This window comes from Pseudomonas sp. TH21 (assembly GCF_016651025.1).
Lineage (GTDB): Bacteria > Pseudomonadota > Gammaproteobacteria > Pseudomonadales > Pseudomonadaceae > Aquipseudomonas > Aquipseudomonas aylmerensis.
Genome location: NZ_JAEKEQ010000001.1, coordinates 5,941,573 through 5,957,554 on the forward strand (window position 1 = coordinate 5,941,573; position 15,982 = coordinate 5,957,554).

General features: G+C 59.8%; 17 protein-coding genes. 3 read left to right on the forward strand and 14 right to left on the reverse strand.

The annotated features are described in order from the left end of the window. Positions 1 to 53: 53 nt before the first annotated feature. The 3 genes from JFU04_RS26320 to JFU04_RS26330 all read right to left on the reverse strand — a co-directional run bounded on the left by JFU04_RS26320 (position 54) and on the right by JFU04_RS26330 (position 3,039). On the reverse strand, positions 54 to 809 hold the full coding sequence (locus JFU04_RS26320) for an alpha/beta hydrolase family protein (protein ID WP_201145981.1): 756 nt from the start codon (positions 807 to 809) through the stop codon (positions 54 to 56). Further along, entirely contained in the window at positions 799 to 1,908 is a 1,110-nt protein-coding gene (locus JFU04_RS26325) for a DUF3182 family protein (protein WP_201145982.1), read from the reverse strand. The genes JFU04_RS26320 and JFU04_RS26325 overlap by 11 nt, the downstream gene beginning before the upstream one ends. A 171-nt stretch (positions 1,909 to 2,079) precedes the next feature. Next, on the reverse strand, positions 2,080 to 3,039 hold the full coding sequence (locus JFU04_RS26330) for a GlxA family transcriptional regulator (RefSeq protein ID WP_065909942.1): 960 nt from the start codon (positions 3,037 to 3,039) through the stop codon (positions 2,080 to 2,082). Positions 3,040 to 3,135: 96 nt separating this feature from the next. Between JFU04_RS26330 and JFU04_RS26335 the strand changes: the two genes are divergently transcribed. Then, entirely contained in the window at positions 3,136 to 3,699 is a 564-nt protein-coding gene (locus tag JFU04_RS26335; protein ID WP_106802497.1) for a cysteine hydrolase family protein, read from the forward strand. Positions 3,700 to 3,720: 21 nt separating this feature from the next. On the opposite strand, the gene tam is transcribed toward JFU04_RS26335, so the two are convergent. Continuing rightward, the gene (gene tam / locus JFU04_RS26340; RefSeq protein ID WP_201145983.1) at positions 3,721 to 4,479 is read right to left on the reverse strand and encodes a trans-aconitate 2-methyltransferase; all 759 of its coding nucleotides are present in this window, start codon (positions 4,477 to 4,479) and stop codon (positions 3,721 to 3,723) included. A 101-nt stretch (positions 4,480 to 4,580) separates the two neighbouring features. Here tam and JFU04_RS26345 point away from each other — a divergent pair, with 101 nt between their 5' ends. Then, a complete protein-coding gene (locus tag JFU04_RS26345) occupies positions 4,581 to 5,489 on the forward strand; it encodes a LysR family transcriptional regulator (RefSeq protein ID WP_201145984.1) in 909 nt (302 codons plus the stop codon). A 67-nt stretch (positions 5,490 to 5,556) separates the two neighbouring features. On the opposite strand, the gene JFU04_RS26350 is transcribed toward JFU04_RS26345, so the two are convergent. Together JFU04_RS26350 and JFU04_RS26355 are read right to left on the reverse strand one after the other, a co-directional pair. After that, entirely contained in the window at positions 5,557 to 6,072 is a 516-nt protein-coding gene (locus tag JFU04_RS26350) for a single-stranded DNA-binding protein (protein WP_003232445.1), read from the reverse strand. Positions 6,073 to 6,081: 9 nt separating this feature from the next. Next, positions 6,082 to 7,476, reverse strand: a complete 1,395-nt coding sequence (locus JFU04_RS26355) for an MFS transporter (RefSeq protein WP_201145985.1) — start codon at positions 7,474 to 7,476, stop codon at positions 6,082 to 6,084. 178 nt (positions 7,477 to 7,654) lie between these two features. Here JFU04_RS26355 and uvrA point away from each other — a divergent pair, with 178 nt between their 5' ends. Next, positions 7,655 to 10,489, forward strand: a complete 2,835-nt coding sequence (gene uvrA, locus JFU04_RS26360) for an excinuclease ABC subunit UvrA (RefSeq protein WP_106802493.1) — start codon at positions 7,655 to 7,657, stop codon at positions 10,487 to 10,489. Positions 10,490 to 10,555: 66 nt separating this feature from the next. Here uvrA and bfr read toward each other — a convergent pair whose 3' ends face one another. From bfr to rpmJ, 8 genes are all read right to left on the reverse strand, one after another. Then, the gene (gene bfr / locus JFU04_RS26365) at positions 10,556 to 11,020 is read right to left on the reverse strand and encodes a bacterioferritin (RefSeq protein WP_003176400.1); all 465 of its coding nucleotides are present in this window, start codon (positions 11,018 to 11,020) and stop codon (positions 10,556 to 10,558) included. Positions 11,021 to 11,169: 149 nt separating this feature from the next. Further along, positions 11,170 to 12,624, reverse strand: a complete 1,455-nt coding sequence (locus JFU04_RS26370) for a catalase (protein WP_201145986.1) — start codon at positions 12,622 to 12,624, stop codon at positions 11,170 to 11,172. Positions 12,625 to 12,863: 239 nt separating this feature from the next. Then, positions 12,864 to 13,250, reverse strand: a complete 387-nt coding sequence (gene rplQ / locus JFU04_RS26375; protein ID WP_003176402.1) for a 50S ribosomal protein L17 — start codon at positions 13,248 to 13,250, stop codon at positions 12,864 to 12,866. 41 nt (positions 13,251 to 13,291) lie between these two features. After that, positions 13,292 to 14,293, reverse strand: coding sequence for a DNA-directed RNA polymerase subunit alpha (locus JFU04_RS26380; RefSeq protein ID WP_003176403.1), 1,002 nt, complete (start codon positions 14,291 to 14,293; stop codon positions 13,292 to 13,294). 22 nt (positions 14,294 to 14,315) lie between these two features. Then, on the reverse strand, positions 14,316 to 14,936 hold the full coding sequence (gene rpsD, locus JFU04_RS26385) for a 30S ribosomal protein S4 (RefSeq protein WP_003176404.1): 621 nt from the start codon (positions 14,934 to 14,936) through the stop codon (positions 14,316 to 14,318). Positions 14,937 to 14,954: 18 nt separating this feature from the next. Further along, positions 14,955 to 15,344 carry a 30S ribosomal protein S11 gene (gene rpsK, locus JFU04_RS26390; protein ID WP_002555466.1) on the reverse strand — a complete coding sequence of 130 codons (390 nt, stop codon included), beginning with the start codon at positions 15,342 to 15,344 and terminating at the stop codon, positions 14,955 to 14,957. 30 nt (positions 15,345 to 15,374) lie between these two features. Then, the gene (gene rpsM / locus JFU04_RS26395; protein ID WP_003194635.1) at positions 15,375 to 15,731 is read right to left on the reverse strand and encodes a 30S ribosomal protein S13; all 357 of its coding nucleotides are present in this window, start codon (positions 15,729 to 15,731) and stop codon (positions 15,375 to 15,377) included. Between the two features lie 129 nt (positions 15,732 to 15,860). Beyond that, entirely contained in the window at positions 15,861 to 15,977 is a 117-nt protein-coding gene (gene rpmJ / locus JFU04_RS26400; RefSeq protein WP_002555468.1) for a 50S ribosomal protein L36, read from the reverse strand. Positions 15,978 to 15,982: the final 5 nt, after the last annotated feature.

The window sequence follows — 15,982 nt, forward strand, 5'->3', positions numbered from 1 at the left end:
GGTGCGTTCCCCTGCAGGTGTCGGCTTGCCGCCAATAGCGATCCAAAGCCCCCCTATTGGGACTGGATAATGCTCAACCGCTCGCCCACCACCATCTCGGTAATCCAGTCCACCAGGATCGAGGTGTAGGCCTGCTGGGACACTGGATCGCTAAGGGAGTGATCCGCGCCATCGATGATGCGGTGAGTCAGCGAGTGCGTCTGCTGGCAGGCCGCGCGGTAGCTCATGATGGTCGCATGGGGCACATGGTCGTCGGTTTCCGATTCGACGATCAGCACATCCCCGGTGAATTGCGCGCAGGCATGCAGCGCGCGATTGGTCTCAGCGTGGACCAGCGTGCTGCGGTAATCCATCAGGTCGGCCTTGTCCAAATCGCGCTTGGGCTTAAGCCATTCCTGATCGCGATACAGCGCCGGCACACGCAGCGCCAGCCAGCGCACCGGGCGCAACGAGGTCAGAATCGCCGCCAGGTAACCGCCGTAGCTGGTTCCCACCACCGCCACTGCGGAGGTGTCGATGGCCGGGTGCGAGAGCAGCCGGTCATAGGCTGCCAGCAGGTCGCGCAGGTTGTCTTCGCGGGTGACGCGCGACAACGGGATACCGGTGCCGGCATGCCCCCGCAGGTCGAAGGTCAGGCACACGCAGCCGAGGCCGGCGATGCCTTTGGCACGCTCCAGGTCGCGCTCCTGGCTACCTCCCCAGCCGTGCACAAACAACACGCCCGGCACTTTGGATTTGGGGCTCAGGAAGGTGGCGCTCATCTGTTCGTCGTCGATATCGATCACAATGCTTTCGCTTCTAGCCGTCATAAGATTTAACCGTCACATACTTGAGAAGAAACTCGCTGTTTTCCGCCGGGCCGCGGTACACCTCGATGGCATCGGCCGGCAGCGCCTGCTCCACGTAGGTTTCCACCGAGGACACCCGGATCGCGCGTAGACCGGGGTGGTTGATGAAGCTTTGCAACGCCGCGACTTCCGCGCTGCTGGCCCCGCCCATGCGCCAGGATTGTTCGAGCACGCCACTGCGGCGCTGGCCGTCACTGTCCAGGCCCTGGGCGATGTCGTAGTTGCGCCGCGAGGCATAGAAGCCAGGGTAGGCCTCATCGGCGGCCGCTTCGAAAACCTGCGCTTGTTCGATGGCCTGGCGCACGTCGTCCGGCAGCGCGAGGGCGAGCAGCTTTTCGTAGTCGCCCGGGACCACGATTAAATCGGAACCGCCGTACACCTCTTCGCCGTGTGCGTCTTGTGTCAGGAACTGCTCGCCGCAATAACTGAGCACGTGCTCGCCAATAAAGCTCTGGCCCACGCTGTGGGTGATGACGTCGTGCAAGTCCTGCTCCAGCACCACGCCGCTCTCAAACAGTTGCGCGGCGTTCGGTCGCGCCAGCACCACATCGAACGCGTCGAGACTGCGGATCACTTCCTGGCCACGCCCGGCGCAGGCATGCACCGGTTTCAAACGGATCGGGCCGCTGTAGAGCAAGCGTGTCGCGGCTTCGCGTGCATCCTGCAGGGCAAATACGCTGAGGCCGTCGAGCACGACGTCGCGTACCCGCTCGCAGAACAATGGCGACCAGCCGGGTGGGGTCACCGCATCAGGGCCCAAAACGCCATGGCTGATGGCTTTGGTGCAGATAAAGTCGTGATCCACATAGCCGCCCCAAAGGTCTTCGGGGCCATTGACGTTCAGCGCGCGGGCCTGGGCCGCGCCGACCAGGGTCTGCGTGGGCAACAGGTAGAGGGCTCGGTCGGCGTGCTGGTCGGGGTCGTAGCTGCCGCCGAACTTCAGCCCGAGGATCTGCGCCAGCCAGCGCGCCAGCGCACGATTGGTTTCCACCTCATGCTGTGGCGCCCCCTCCCGCGTGGAGTGGGCAACTACGAGTTTCTTGCGATTCTTCGGGGTCATGCGTCCCCCTTGGCCTTCCCGCCATGTGTGTAGTGGGAAGGTTGCAGGGATCAGGCCAAGGTGCTTTCAAAGAGGATGCGAGTGAAATCAATCGCTTGTCGAAAAAGCGATGGCAGTTGGCCTGTTTGATTCTGCACGACGCCGCCTTGATGCTGCGGCGTTCTGCACGATTCACACGCCGAAACGGTTGCGATAATCGCTGGGGGCCAGGCCAGTGATCTTCTTGAAGATGGCTCGAAATGCACTGGGGTCCTGGTAGCCCACGGTCCAGGCGATATGGTCGATGGTGCCGTTGGTGAACTCCAGCATCTGCCGCGCCTTGCCGACGCGCAGGTGCTGGCAGTATTCGGTGGGTTTCAAGCCGGTGGCGGCGCGAAACCGCCGCAGGAAGGTGCGTTCTTCCAGGCCCGCCTCCTGCGCCATCGCCGCCACCGACACGTCCACTGCGCCACTGGCTTGCAGCCAATGCTGCACCTTGAGGATCGCGCTGTCGCCGTGCCCCAGGATCGGCGCAAAGTTGCTGCCGCATTGGCTGGCGCTGTCACTGTGTTCGATCACCAGGAAGCGCGCGGTACCGGCGGCGATGCTCGGGCCCATCAGGCGATCGACCAGGCGCAGGCCCAGTTCGGACCAGGCCATCAGCCCGGCAGTGGTGATCAGGTCGCCGTCATCGACGATAGGTTTATCGGCCTCCAGGCGCACCGCCGGATACCGTGTGGCGAAGGCACTGGCGGAGGACCAATGGGTGGTGGCGCTGCGCCCGTCCAACAGGCCGCTGCGCGCCAGCATGATTGAGCCGATGCACACACCACCGAGCACTGTGCCCACCGCATGTTGCTGGCGAATCCACTCGAGCAGCGCGGGCGGTGCCTGTTCTTCGCTGAACTCACCGATTGAAGGCGGCACCAGCAGGGCCATCATCGGTTGCTCAGGGCCGGGGTGAGTGTCGAATACCCGCGCAGGCGTGCCATGGGCATCCACCTGCCAGTGGCTGACCCGCAGCAACGGCAGTTGCGCGGATTGATGCTCGGCAGCAATCCGGTTGGCCACCCCGAACAAATCGGTCAGGCCGTGGACAGCCGCCAACTGTGCACCGTGGTAGATCAACACGCCCAGCTCCACAACCGCCATTGTCAGTTTTCCCCCTGTTATTGTCGGTGCAGCCAATCCCGCGCGCCGGCGCCAGCTAACATACTGGCCCCATCAACCCATCACGAGGCAACACCCATGGCCAAGCAAGCGCTCATCCTAATCGATATCCAGAACGACTACTTCCCCCAGGGCAAGTGGCCGCTCGACGGCGTGGAAGCCGCGGCAGACAAGGCCGCGCAGGTGCTCCAGGCCTTTCGCCAGGCGGGCGATGCGGTGATTCATGTGCGCCATGAATTTACCTCGGATGACGCGCCCTTCTTCACCCCGGGCTCCGAGGGCGCTTATTTGCACCCCAAGGTGCTGAATGAGGGCAGCGAGCCGGTGGTGCTCAAGCATTTCGTCAATGCGTTTCGCGAGACCAACCTGCGCGCACTGCTGGAACAACGCAGCATCACGGAGTTGGTGGTGGTCGGCAGCATGAGCCATATGTGCATTGATGCGGTGGTGCGAGCGGCGGCGGACTTGGGCTACAAGGTCACACTGATCCATGACGCCTGCGCCACGCGGGACCTGGAATTCAATGGCAAGGTGATCCCGGCGGCGCACGTGCATGACACCTACATGGCATCGTTGGCGTTTGGTTATGCCGGCGTGGTGTCGGCACAGGAGTATTTGCAGGCACAAGCGGCGGCCGCGTAACCGCCACTCGTGTGGAACGCCTCAGCGCGTGGCGATGATGAACAGGCGCGGAAATGGCAGCAACACGGTGCCATCGTTCAGGGCTGGATAAGCTTGGGTAATTCGCGCCTGATATTCACGTAGGAAGGCGGCCTTTTCTTCGTCGGTCAACGGCGCCAGAAACGGCCGCAACGCCGAGGCCTTGAACCACTCCACCACAGCCGCGTGGTCAGCCAGTGGATGCAGGTACGTGGTGCGCCAGACGTCCACGGTGCTGTGTTTGCTCAGCAACTCGTAATAGTAGTTCGCGCTGTGCCGCTCATTGTGTTTGACCGTACCGATCCTGGCCGCCCATGGGCCGTCGGCAGCCACCTCGCGGGCCAGCCGGTGGGCAGGTTCGTCGAGGTTGTCCGGTGTCTGCACGGCCAGCGTGCCGCCGGGCGTCAGTTGGTTGACCAGATGCGGGTAGAGCGTGGCGTGGTCGGGCAGCCATTGCAGGGAGGCATTGGCCAGGATCACATCGTAAGCCTGTGCAGGGCGCCAGGCACCGATATCCGCCAGTTCGAAGCTCAACGCCGGCAGCCGTTTGCGGGCATCGACCAGCATGTCATCGGAGCTGTCCATGCCCGTGACGTGCGCCTGCGGGAAGCGCTCGGCGAGTACTTCGGTGGAATTGCCGGGGCCGCAGCCCAGGTCAACGGCATTGCGCACCTCAGTATTCGGAATGGCCGCGACCAGGTCACGGACGGGACGAGTGCGCTGCTGTTCGAACATCGTGTACTGCTTGGCTGACCAGGTCATCACGGCTTTCCTTCTTTTTGAGGTTGGCTACAGCCTAATTCTTGTGAGCCATGAGAACAAATGCCAGGATTGGCTACCTCCCATACCTCAAAAGTATTCCTATGCTGGAGCTTCGCCAACTCAGAGCTTTCGTTGCCATTGCCGAAGAAGGCTACATCACCCGCGCTGCGCAACGCCTGGGCATGCAGCAGCCACCGTTGACGCGCTTGCTGCAAAGCCTTGAAGCCGAATTGGACGTGGTGCTGATGGAACGCCTGCCACGCGGCGTGCGGCCGACCCCGGCCGGGTTGGCCCTGCTGGATGAAGCACGCGAGGTGCTGGCGCGCGTCGACGGTGTCGCCGATGTCGTGCGTCGCGCCGCTCGGGGAGAACGCGGGCGCCTGGCCATCGGCTTTACCAGCTCAGCGGCCTTGCACCCGTTTGTACCGAGTGTATTGCGGCTGTTTCGGGAAACCTTCGTGGGAGTCTCGGTCGTACTGGAGGAAGCCGGAACCGGCGAACTACTGGACGCGCTGGCGCATGAGAAACTCGACGCGGCGTTTATCCGCTCACCGCTCAGCGGCACGCAATCATTGCAGGACGAGCCGATCCTGGTGGAGCCGATGTTGCTGGCGCTGCCGACCGATCATCCGTTGGCGATCGACTTTGACATCCCCCTGCCCCTGTCTGCGCTGGCCACCGAGTCTTTCGTGCTCTATCGCCGTCGTGTCGGACTGGGGTTGTATGACGCAATCCTGGTGGCCTGCCGTGAAGCGGGGTTCAGTCCGCAGGTGGTCCAGGAAGCCCCGCGCATGACCGCCACGTTGAGCCTGGTGGCTGCGGGTCTTGGGGTGTCGATTGTGCCGGCGTCGATGCAGCGCCTGCGCGGGGATGGCATCGTCTACCGGGAGTTGAGCGAGTGCCGCAGCCTGGTGGCGCCCTTGCATCTGGCGACGCGGGTGGGTGATGGCTCGGCAGTGCTGCAACGCTTCAAGGAAATGGTGGTGCGAGCGGCCTCGACAGACGCCTGACAAACGGCAATAAAAAACCCCCGAGGCTTGCGCCGTCGGGGGTTTTGCTCGTTCCGGTGGTTAAACCTTAGAACGGGATATCATCGTCAAAGCTGTCGAAATCCGGCGCAGGCTGCGGCGCGGCCTGTTGTGGCGCTGGACGCGACTCACGCTGTGGCTGCTGGCTTGGCTGCGGACGCGACTGTTGTGGACGCGGTGCCGAGTTGGACATGCCGCCCTGGCCCTGTTGGTCGCCCTGTGGACGGCCGCCCAGCAGTTGCATGGTGCCTTGCATGTCGACCACGATTTCGGTGGTGTAACGCTTGATGCCGTCTTTTTCCCACTCGCGGGTCTGCAGCTTGCCTTCGATGTAGACCTGCGAACCTTTGCGCAGGTACTCACCGGCGATCTCGGCGACCTTGCCGAACATCGATACGCGGTGCCATTCGGTTTTCTCGACCTTCTGGCCGGTCTGCTTGTCGGTCCACTGTTCGCTGGTCGCCAGACTCAGGTTGGTCACGGCGTTACCGTTAGGCAAGTAGCGAACTTCGGGATCCTGGCCGCATGTACCGACCAATATGACTTTGTTAACCCCACGGGCCATAACGTTCTCCTAGGCTGGGCGCGCTGTCGGCACTGGGTTGACCAGTTGCTCGAGCGTCGCGCGATCCAATAATTCGGTGTCCAGTTTGATGTAAATGGCCGCCTCTTCAGCGACCACGACTGCATCTGTTACCCCTACGACGGCCTTCAGGCGCTCTACCAGACCGCTTTCACGGATCGCCTCTGGCGACAGCGGCAAACGCAGACTTGTGACGTAGGGAGGTTCGCGCATGGTAACAGCAAAGGCCAGCCAAAGTGCAGCCAGCCCGGCGCATCCGAGGAACACAACCGACAAACCGCCATGCTGGAACATCCAGCCGCCCATGATGCCGCCCAGTGCGGAACCCAGGAACTGGCTGGTGGAATACACCCCCATCGCAGTGCCCTTGCCCCCGGCCGGTGAAACTTTGCTGATCAGCGACGGCAGCGAGGCCTCCAGCAGGTTGAACGCGGTGAAGAACACCACCGTGCCGATTACCAGCGTCCGCAGGCTGTCGCCGAACTGCCAGAAGAATAGCTCAGTGAGCATCAGCGTCGTGACGGCGCCGAGCAAAACTCGTTTCATTTTGCGTTTCTTCTCGCCGTAGATGATGAACGGGATCATGGCGAAGAACGAAACCAGCAGCGCTGTCAGGTAGACCCACCAGTGCTGCTCCTTGGGCAGACCGGCTTTTTCCACCAATGCGAGAGGCAAGGCGACGAAGCTGCACATCAGCATCGCGTGCAATACGAAGATACCTAAATCCAGGCGCAGCAGGTCCGGGTGCTTGAGCGTCGGTAATAACGCCTTGCGTGCGACACCCGATTCACGGTGCTGCAGGGTGCCGGTCGAGCGCGGCACCATAAAGGCCACGATCACGATACCGAACAACGCCATGCCGCCAGTGGCCAGGAACAGCCCGTGCAAACCGAAGGCACGCGTGAGCAAGGGGCCGACCACCATCGCCACGGCGAAGGACAGACCGATGGTCATGCCGATCATGGCCATGGCCTTGGTGCGGTGTTGCTCGCGGGTCAGGTCCGACAACAGCGCCATGACAGCGGCGGAAATTGCCCCGGCGCCTTGCAGGATTCGTCCGGCGATCACGCCCCAGATCGAATCGGACTGGGCCGCGAGCACACTGCCGAGGGCGAACACGATCAGCCCCAGGTAAATCACCGGACGACGGCCGATGCGGTCGGAAATGATCCCGAAAGGAATCTGGAAAATTGCCTGGGTCAGGCCATAGGCGCCAATCGCCAGGCCGATCAATGCGGGGGTCGCGCCTGCGAGGTCCATCCCATAGGTCGCCAGCACCGGCAACACCATGAACATGCCAAGCATACGGAAGGCGAACACCAGGGCCAGACCGCTTGCTGCTCGGGTCTCGCCGCTACTCATGCGTTCGCTGTGGGGATCGTGCATGGAAAAACCTCGTGTGAACCGGCGGCGATTCTACCAGTCCCATCGATTGAGAGGGTATATGCGGCGGTTTGCCGCGCAGCTTTCATGTAAGGCTGCAAGCGGCCTTTTGACAGTGTATATTCATCCAGTCTTTAGCCGTATACTCCGGCATTATTTACGCCCGCCGTGCGAGGCCATCTTGGACAAGATCCTGATTCGTGGGGCTAGAACCCACAACCTGAAGAACATCGACCTGACCCTGCCCCGGGACAAACTGATCGTCATCACCGGCCTGTCCGGCTCCGGCAAATCGTCCCTGGCGTTCGACACGCTGTATGCCGAAGGCCAGCGCCGCTATGTGGAGTCGCTGTCGGCCTACGCCCGCCAGTTCCTGTCGATGATGGAAAAGCCAGACGTCGACACCATTGAAGGCCTGTCGCCGGCGATCTCCATCGAACAGAAGTCGACCTCCCATAACCCACGTTCCACCGTGGGCACCATTACCGAGATCTACGACTACCTGCGCCTGCTCTACGCGCGAGTAGGTATTCCGCGCTGCCCGGACCACGACATTCCGCTGGAGGCCCAGACCGTCAGCCAGATGGTCGACCTGGTGCTGGCGCAGCCGGAAGGCGCGAAGCTGATGCTGCTGGCACCAGTGATTCGCGAGCGCAAGGGTGAACACCTTTCGGTCTTCGAAGAGCTGCGTGCGCAAGGTTTTGTACGCGCGCGCATCAATGGCAAGCTCTATGAGCTGGACGAAGCGCCCAAGCTCGACAAGCAGAAGAAGCACTCGATCGATGTGGTGGTCGACCGCTTCAAAGTGCGCGCCGACCTGCAGCAGCGTTTGGCGGAATCGTTCGAGACCGCGCTGAAGCTGGCCGATGGCATCGCCCTGGTCGCGCCGATGGACGACGAGCCAGGCGAAGAGATCATCTTCTCCGCGCGCTTCGCCTGCCCGATCTGTGGCCACGCCATCAGCGAGCTGGAACCCAAGCTGTTTTCCTTCAACAACCCGGCCGGCGCCTGCCCGACCTGTGATGGCCTGGGCGTGAAGCAATTCTTCGACATCAAGCGCCTGGTGAATGGCGAACTGACGCTGGCGGAGGGGGCGATACGCGGCTGGGACAGGCGCAACGTCTATTACTTCCAGATGCTCGGGTCGTTGGCCTCCCACTATAAGTTCAGTCTTGAAGTGCCCTTCAACCAACTGCCGGCCGACCAGCAGAAGGTCATTCTCAACGGCAGTGGTTCGCAGAACGTCGACTTCAAGTACCTGAACGACCGTGGCGACATCGTCAAGCGCTCGCACCCGTTCGAAGGCATCGTGCCGAACCTGGAACGCCGTTACCGCGAGACCGAGTCGGCAAGCGTGCGCGAGGAGCTGGCGAAATTCCTCAGCACCCAGCCGTGCCCGGATTGCCGTGGCACGCGCCTGCGCCGTGAGGCCCGGCATGTTTGGGTCGGCGAGAAGACCCTGCCGGCGGTGACCAACCTGCCAATCGGCGATGCCTGTGAATACTTTGGCGTACTGAAGCTGACCGGACGCCGCGGGGAAATTGCCGACAAGATCCTCAAGGAAATCCGCGAGCGCCTGCAGTTCCTGGTTAACGTGGGCCTGGACTACCTGTCGCTGGATCGCAGCGCCGATACCTTGTCCGGCGGTGAGGCCCAGCGGATTCGACTGGCCAGCCAGATCGGTGCCGGCCTCGTGGGCGTGCTGTATATCCTTGATGAACCTTCGATTGGCCTGCATCAGCGCGACAACGACCGCCTCCTGGGTACGCTGAAACACCTGCGGGATATCGGCAACACGGTGATCGTGGTCGAGCACGATGAAGACGCGATCCGCCTGGCGGATTATGTCGTCGACATTGGCCCGGGTGCGGGTGTGCATGGCGGGCATATCGTCGCTGAGGGCACACCTGCTGAAGTCATGGCGCACCCGGACTCGCTGACCGGCAAATACTTGTCTGGCCGCGTGAAGATTGAAGTGCCGGCCAAGCGCACACCGCGCAACAAGAAGCTCGCGCTGCACCTCAAGGGAGCGCGTGGCAACAACCTGCGCAACGTGGACTTGGAGATCCCCTTGGGCCTGTTGACCTGCGTGACCGGCGTGTCCGGCTCGGGCAAGTCGACGCTGATCAACAACACGCTGTTCCCGCTGAGTGCCACCGCCCTGAATGGCGCAACTACGCTGGAAGCTGCGGCGCACGACAGCATCAAGGGCCTGGAACACCTGGACAAGGTGGTCGATATCGACCAGAGCCCGATTGGCCGTACACCGCGCTCCAACCCGGCAACCTACACCGGGCTGTTCACGCCGATTCGCGAGCTGTTCGCCGGTGTACCGGAGTCCCGCTCGCGGGGCTACGGGCCGGGCCGGTTCTCGTTCAACGTCAAGGGGGGGCGCTGCGAGGCGTGCCAGGGCGATGGCTTGATCAAGGTCGAGATGCACTTCCTGCCGGACATCTACGTGCCATGCGATGTGTGCAAGAGCAAGCGCTATAACCGCGAAACCCTGGAGATCAAATACAAGGGCAAGAGCATCCACGAAACCCTCGAGATGACCATCGAGGAAGCCCGGGTGTTCTTCGACGCCGTCCCGGCGTTGGCGCGCAAGCTGCAGACACTGATGGATGTGGGCCTGTCGTATATCAAGCTGGGGCAATCGGCGACCACCCTGTCCGGCGGTGAAGCGCAGCGGGTGAAGTTGTCGCGCGAGCTGTCCAAGCGCGATACAGGCAAGACCTTGTATATCCTCGATGAGCCAACCACCGGCCTGCACTTCGCGGATATCCAGCAACTGCTGGACGTGCTGCACCGCCTGCGGGACCACGGCAACACCGTGGTAGTGATCGAGCACAACCTGGATGTGATCAAGACCGCCGACTGGCTGGTAGACCTGGGGCCGGAAGGCGGCTCCAAGGGCGGCCAGATCATTGCAGTGGGGACGCCGGAGCAGGTCTCCGAGATGCCACAGTCCCACACCGGTTACTACTTGAAACCGCTGCTGGCGCGCGATCGGGCCTGACCTTCCCGGGCTCAATAAAAAGCCCCTGTCACTTCAAGATGACAGGGGCTTTTTTGTAGCCGGAAATCAGAACTGCGATTGCAGGTAGTTCTCCAGGCCGATCAGCTTGATCAGGCCAAGCTGTTTTTCCAGCCAGTAGGTGTGATCTTCTTCGGTATCGTTCAACTGCACCCGCAGGATTTCCCGAGTGACGTAGTCGTTGTGCTGCTCGCAAAGCTCGATGCCTTTGCAGAGGGCGGCACGGACCTTGTACTCGAGGCGAAGATCGGCAGCGAGCATGTCAGGCACCGTGGTGCCCACATCCAGATCGTCGGGCCGCATACGTGGCGTGCCTTCGAGCATCAGGATACGGCGCATCAGAGCGTCGGCGTGCTGTGCCTCTTCTTCCATTTCGTGGTTGATACGCTCGTAGAGCTCGGTAAAGCCCCAGTCTTCGTACATACGCGAGTGGATGAAATATTGGTCACGAGCTGCCAGTTCGCCCGTCAGCAACGTGTTGAGGTAATCGATTACGTCGGGGTGACCTTGCATCGCCCTACATCTCCCTGCTTGAAAGCCTGTAGTTTGAACCATGCTGACCTATAGGTCACGGGATCAACGGCAGAAAAGTGAAGATTTCCGGAGAAAAGTAGCTGAAATAACGCAAAAACCGCCCAAATGAGGGCGGTTCTGCTTATCGTTTAGAGTTGGTTAAGCGATACACCCAGTGCCTTTGCGATTGCTTCTCCATAAGCAGGGTCTGCCTTGTAGAAGTGCTGCAATTGACGCTGAACCACATCGCTGGAAACCCCGGACATTGCACCGGCGATGTTACTGGTGAGCAATGCTTTCTGCTCATCATTCATCAGGCGGAACAGCGCACCTGCATGGCTGTAGTAATCGGTGTCTTCGCGGTGATCGTAGCGATCCGCGGCACCGCTCAGCGCCAGGGCAGGCTCAGCGTACTGCGGCGCTTGCTTCGGTGCGTCACTGTAGCTGTTAGGCTCATAGTTGGGCGCCGCACCACCGTTGCTGCCGAATGCCATCGAGCCGTCACGCTGGTAGCTATTTACCGGGCTACGCGGGGCATTCACCGGCAGTTGCTGGTGATTCGTGCCGACGCGGTAGCGGTGGGCATCTGCGTACGCGAACACACGCCCCTGCAGCATGCGGTCTGGCGACAAGCCAACACCTGGCACCATGTTGCTCGGACCGAACGCAGCTTGTTCCACTTCGGCGAAATAGTTCTGCGGATTGCGATTAAGCTCCAGCTCACCCACTTCGATCAGCGGAAACTCTTTCTGCGACCAGGTCTTGGTTACGTCGAAAGGGTTCTCATAGTGAGCGTTTGCCTGGGCTTCAGTCATGATCTGGATGCAGACGCGCCATTTCGGGAAATCACCGCGCTCGATTGCACCGAACAAGTCGCGCTGGGCGTAATCAGGATCGGTACCGGCCAGGCGCGCAGCCTCGGCAGGCGCCAGGTTCTTGATGCCTTGCTTGGTCTTGTAGTGCCACTTCACCCAGTGACGCTCGCCCTTGGCGTTGATCAGGCTGTAGGTATGGCTGCCGAAGCCATGCATGTGACGGTAGCCATCGGGGATGCCACGGTCCGAAAACAGGATGGTGACCTGGTGCAGCGCCTCAGGGGAGTGCGACCAGAAGTCCCACATCATCTGCGCGCTTTTCAAGTTGCTTTGCGGCAGACGCTTCTGCGTGTGGATGAAATCAGGGAACTTCAATGGATCACGAATGAAGAATACCGGCGTGTTGTTACCCACGATGTCCCAGTTGCCTTCTTCGGTGTAGAACTTCAGGGCGAAACCACGCGGATCGCGCTCGGTGTCAGCCGAACCACGCTCGCCGCCTACCGTGGAAAACCGCAGGAAGGTTGGGGTTTGCTTGCCAATAGACTCGAACAGTTTGGCACTGGTGTATTGAGTAATGTCTTTTGTCACGGTGAATGTACCGTAAGCACCCGAGCCTTTGGCGTGTACGCGACGCTCAGGGATGTTCTCACGGTTGAAATGGGCAAGCTTCTCGATCAGGTGAAAGTCGTCAAGAAGCAGCGGGCCACGAGGGCCGGCGGAACGGGAATTCTGGTTATCCGCAACGGGCGCGCCACTGGCAGTAGTAAGGATTTTGTTCTGGCTCATGCTCAATTTTCCTCAGGTCGGACTTGGAACTGCCGGCTATCGGCTTGGAGGAAGTATCGATCATCAACATGACGTCTACAAATTCATTAAATTGCAGACATCAATAGAGAAAAACTACCGACAATCCCTCCATTCATAGTGCCAATCTTGACCTGACGAAAGCTTGTACACGTGGCGCTTTTATTACGCGCACAAAAAAACCGGGCACTAGGCCCGGTTCTTCATTACAGCTTGTCGTCTTACTCGGCGCTTACAGCTTCGCCAGCAGTAGCACGATCAACCAACTCGACGTACGCCATAGGCGCGTTGTCGCCAGCGCGGAAGCCGCACTTGAGGATGCGCAGGTAGCCACCCTCACGGGTAGCATAACGCTTGCCCAGGTCGTTGAAGAGCTTACCAACGATAGCTTTCGAACGAGTACGGTCGAAAGCCAGACGGCGGTTAGCCAGGCTGTCTGTCTTGGCCAAAGTAATCAGCGGCTCAGCAACGCGACGCAGTTCTTTAGCTTTCGGCAGTGTAGTTTTGATCAGCTCGTGCTCGAACAGCGACACCGCCATGTTTTGGAACATGGCCTTGCGGTGCGAGCTGGTACGGCTCAGGTGACGACCACTTTTACGATGACGCATGGTTCATTCCTTACCAAACTCACGTTCGGTGATTACGACGATCAGGCAGTCGCCTTGTCGTCCTTCTTAAGACTTGCAGGCGGCCAGTTGTCGAGGCGCATGCCGAGGGACAGACCGCGGGAGGCCAGAACGTCCTTGATTTCAGTCAAGGATTTCTTGCCCAGGTTCGGAGTCTTCAACAGTTCTACTTCGGTACGCTGAATCAGGTCGCCGATGTAGTAAATGTTTTCCGCCTTAAGGCAGTTAGCCGAACGTACAGTCAGTTCCAGATCGTCAACCGGGCGAAGCAGGATCGGATCGATCTCGTCTTCCTGCTCGATTACCACTGGTTCGCTGTCACCTTTGAGGTCGACGAACGCAGCCAACTGCTGTTGCAGAATGGTTGCAGCGCGGCGGATAGCCTCTTCAGGATCCAGAGTACCGTTGGTTTCCAGATCAATAACCAGCTTGTCCAGGTTAGTACGCTGCTCGACACGGGCGTTTTCCACCACGTATGCGATACGGCGAACCGGGCTGAACGAAGAGTCAAGCTGCAAGCGACCAATGCTGCGGCTTTCGTCTTCATCGCTCTGACGCGAGTCGGCCGGTTCATAACCACGACCACGAGCTACGGTGAGCTTCATGTTCAGGGCGCCGTTAGACGCCAGGTTAGCGATTACGTGATCGGGGTTAACGATCTCGACATCATGATCCAGCTGAATATCGGCAGCGGTAACCACCCCCGAACCCTTCTTCGACAAGGTCAGCGTAACTTCGTCACGGCCGTGCAGCTTGATAGCCAGACCTTTAAGGTTCAACAGGATTTCAATTACGTCTTCCTGTACACCTTCGATGGCGCTGTACTCGTGGAGCACACCGTCAATCTCGGCCTCGACTACTGCACAGCCGGGCATTGAGGACAACAGGATGCGGCGCAGCGCGTTGCCCAGGGTGTGGCCAAAACCACGCTCGAGAGGCTCGAGAGTGATCTTGGCGCGGGTTGGACTGACAACCTGCACATCAATGTGGCGGGGTGTCAGGAACTCATTTACCGAAATCTGCATGGATGCACCTATTTTCTAGCCCTTACTTGGAGTAGAGCTCGACAATCAGGCTTTCGTTGATGTCGGCGGACAGATCACTGCGAGCAGGAACGTTCTTGAAAACGCCCGACTTCTTCTCAGTGTCTACTTCTACCCATTCTACGCGGCCACGTTGGGCACACAGATCGAGAGCTTGGACAATGCGAAGTTGGTTTTTTGCTTTCTCGCGAACTGCGACCACGTCACCAGCACGAACCTGGTAGGACGGAACGTTTACGGTCTGACCGTTAACGCTGATCGACTTGTGCGATACCAGCTGACGGGATTCGGCACGAGTCGAACCAAAGCCCATACGGTATACAACGTTGTCCAGACGGCATTCGAGCAGTTGCAGCAGGTTTTCACCGGTTGCACCTTTCTTGCCAGCAGCTTCTTTGTAGTAGCCGCTGAACTGACGCTCGAGAACGCCGTAGATACGACGGACCTTCTGCTTTTCACGCAGTTGGGTGCCGTAATCGGACTGGCGACCGCGGCGTTGGCCGTGGATACCAGGTGCTGCTTCAATGTTGCACTTCGATTCGATCGCGCGCACGCCGCTCTTCAGGAAGAGATCGGTGCCTTCGCGACGAGCGAGTTTGCATTTTGGACCAATGTAACGAGCCATTCTTTACAATCTCCTGGATTACACGCGGCGCTTCTTCGGCGGACGGCACCCGTTGTGCGGGATTGGCGTCACGTCGGTGATGCTGGCGATCTTATAGCCACAGCCGTTCAAAGCACGGACAGCAGACTCACGACCTGGACCTGGACCTTTGACGTTAACGTCGAGGTTTTTCAGGCCGTATTCCAGCGCAGCTTGACCAGCACGTTCAGCAGCTACTTGAGCAGCAAACGGCGTGGACTTGCGGGAACCGCGGAAACCCGAACCACCGGAGGTAGCCCAAGAAAGCGCGTTACCTTGACGGTCGGTGATGGTCACGATGGTGTTGTTAAAAGAAGCATGGATGTGGGCGATGCCATCAACCACTGTCTTTTTAACTTTTTTACGAGGACGAGCAGCAGGTTTTGCCATGATAATTTTCCTGTCGATTCGCTGGGGCGATTACTTGCGGATCGGCTTACGCGGACCTTTACGGGTACGCGCGTTAGTCTTGGTACGCTGACCGCGTACTGGAAGACCACGACGATGACGCAGACCGCGATAGCAACCGAGGTCCATCAAACGCTTGATTTTCATGTTGATTTCGCGACGCAGGTCACCTTCAGTGGTGAACTTCGCCACTTCGCCACGCAGCTGTTCAATCTGCTCGTCGCTCAGATCCTTGATCTTAGCGGCTGGGTTTACCCCAGCAACTGCGCAAATTTTCTGCGCAGTAGTGCGACCAACACCATAGATGTAGGTCAGCGAGATAACAGTGTGCTTGTTATCTGGAATGTTAACGCCTGCAATACGGGCCATTCAGTGGGACTCCAATTGACAGCTACCTACGCCCCGGAAGCCAAGAAATAGGGCGCGAGATAATATCGCTGTAATAACAAATAATCAACCCGGCAGCGCACTAGCTGCCGGGCTTCAAGCGGATCACACTCAGCCTTGGCGCTGTTTGTGACGCGGTTCCGCGCTGCAAATTACTCGAACAACACCTTCGCGGCGAATAATCTTGCAGTTACGGCACAGCTTTTTCACCGATGCACGAACTTTCATCACCA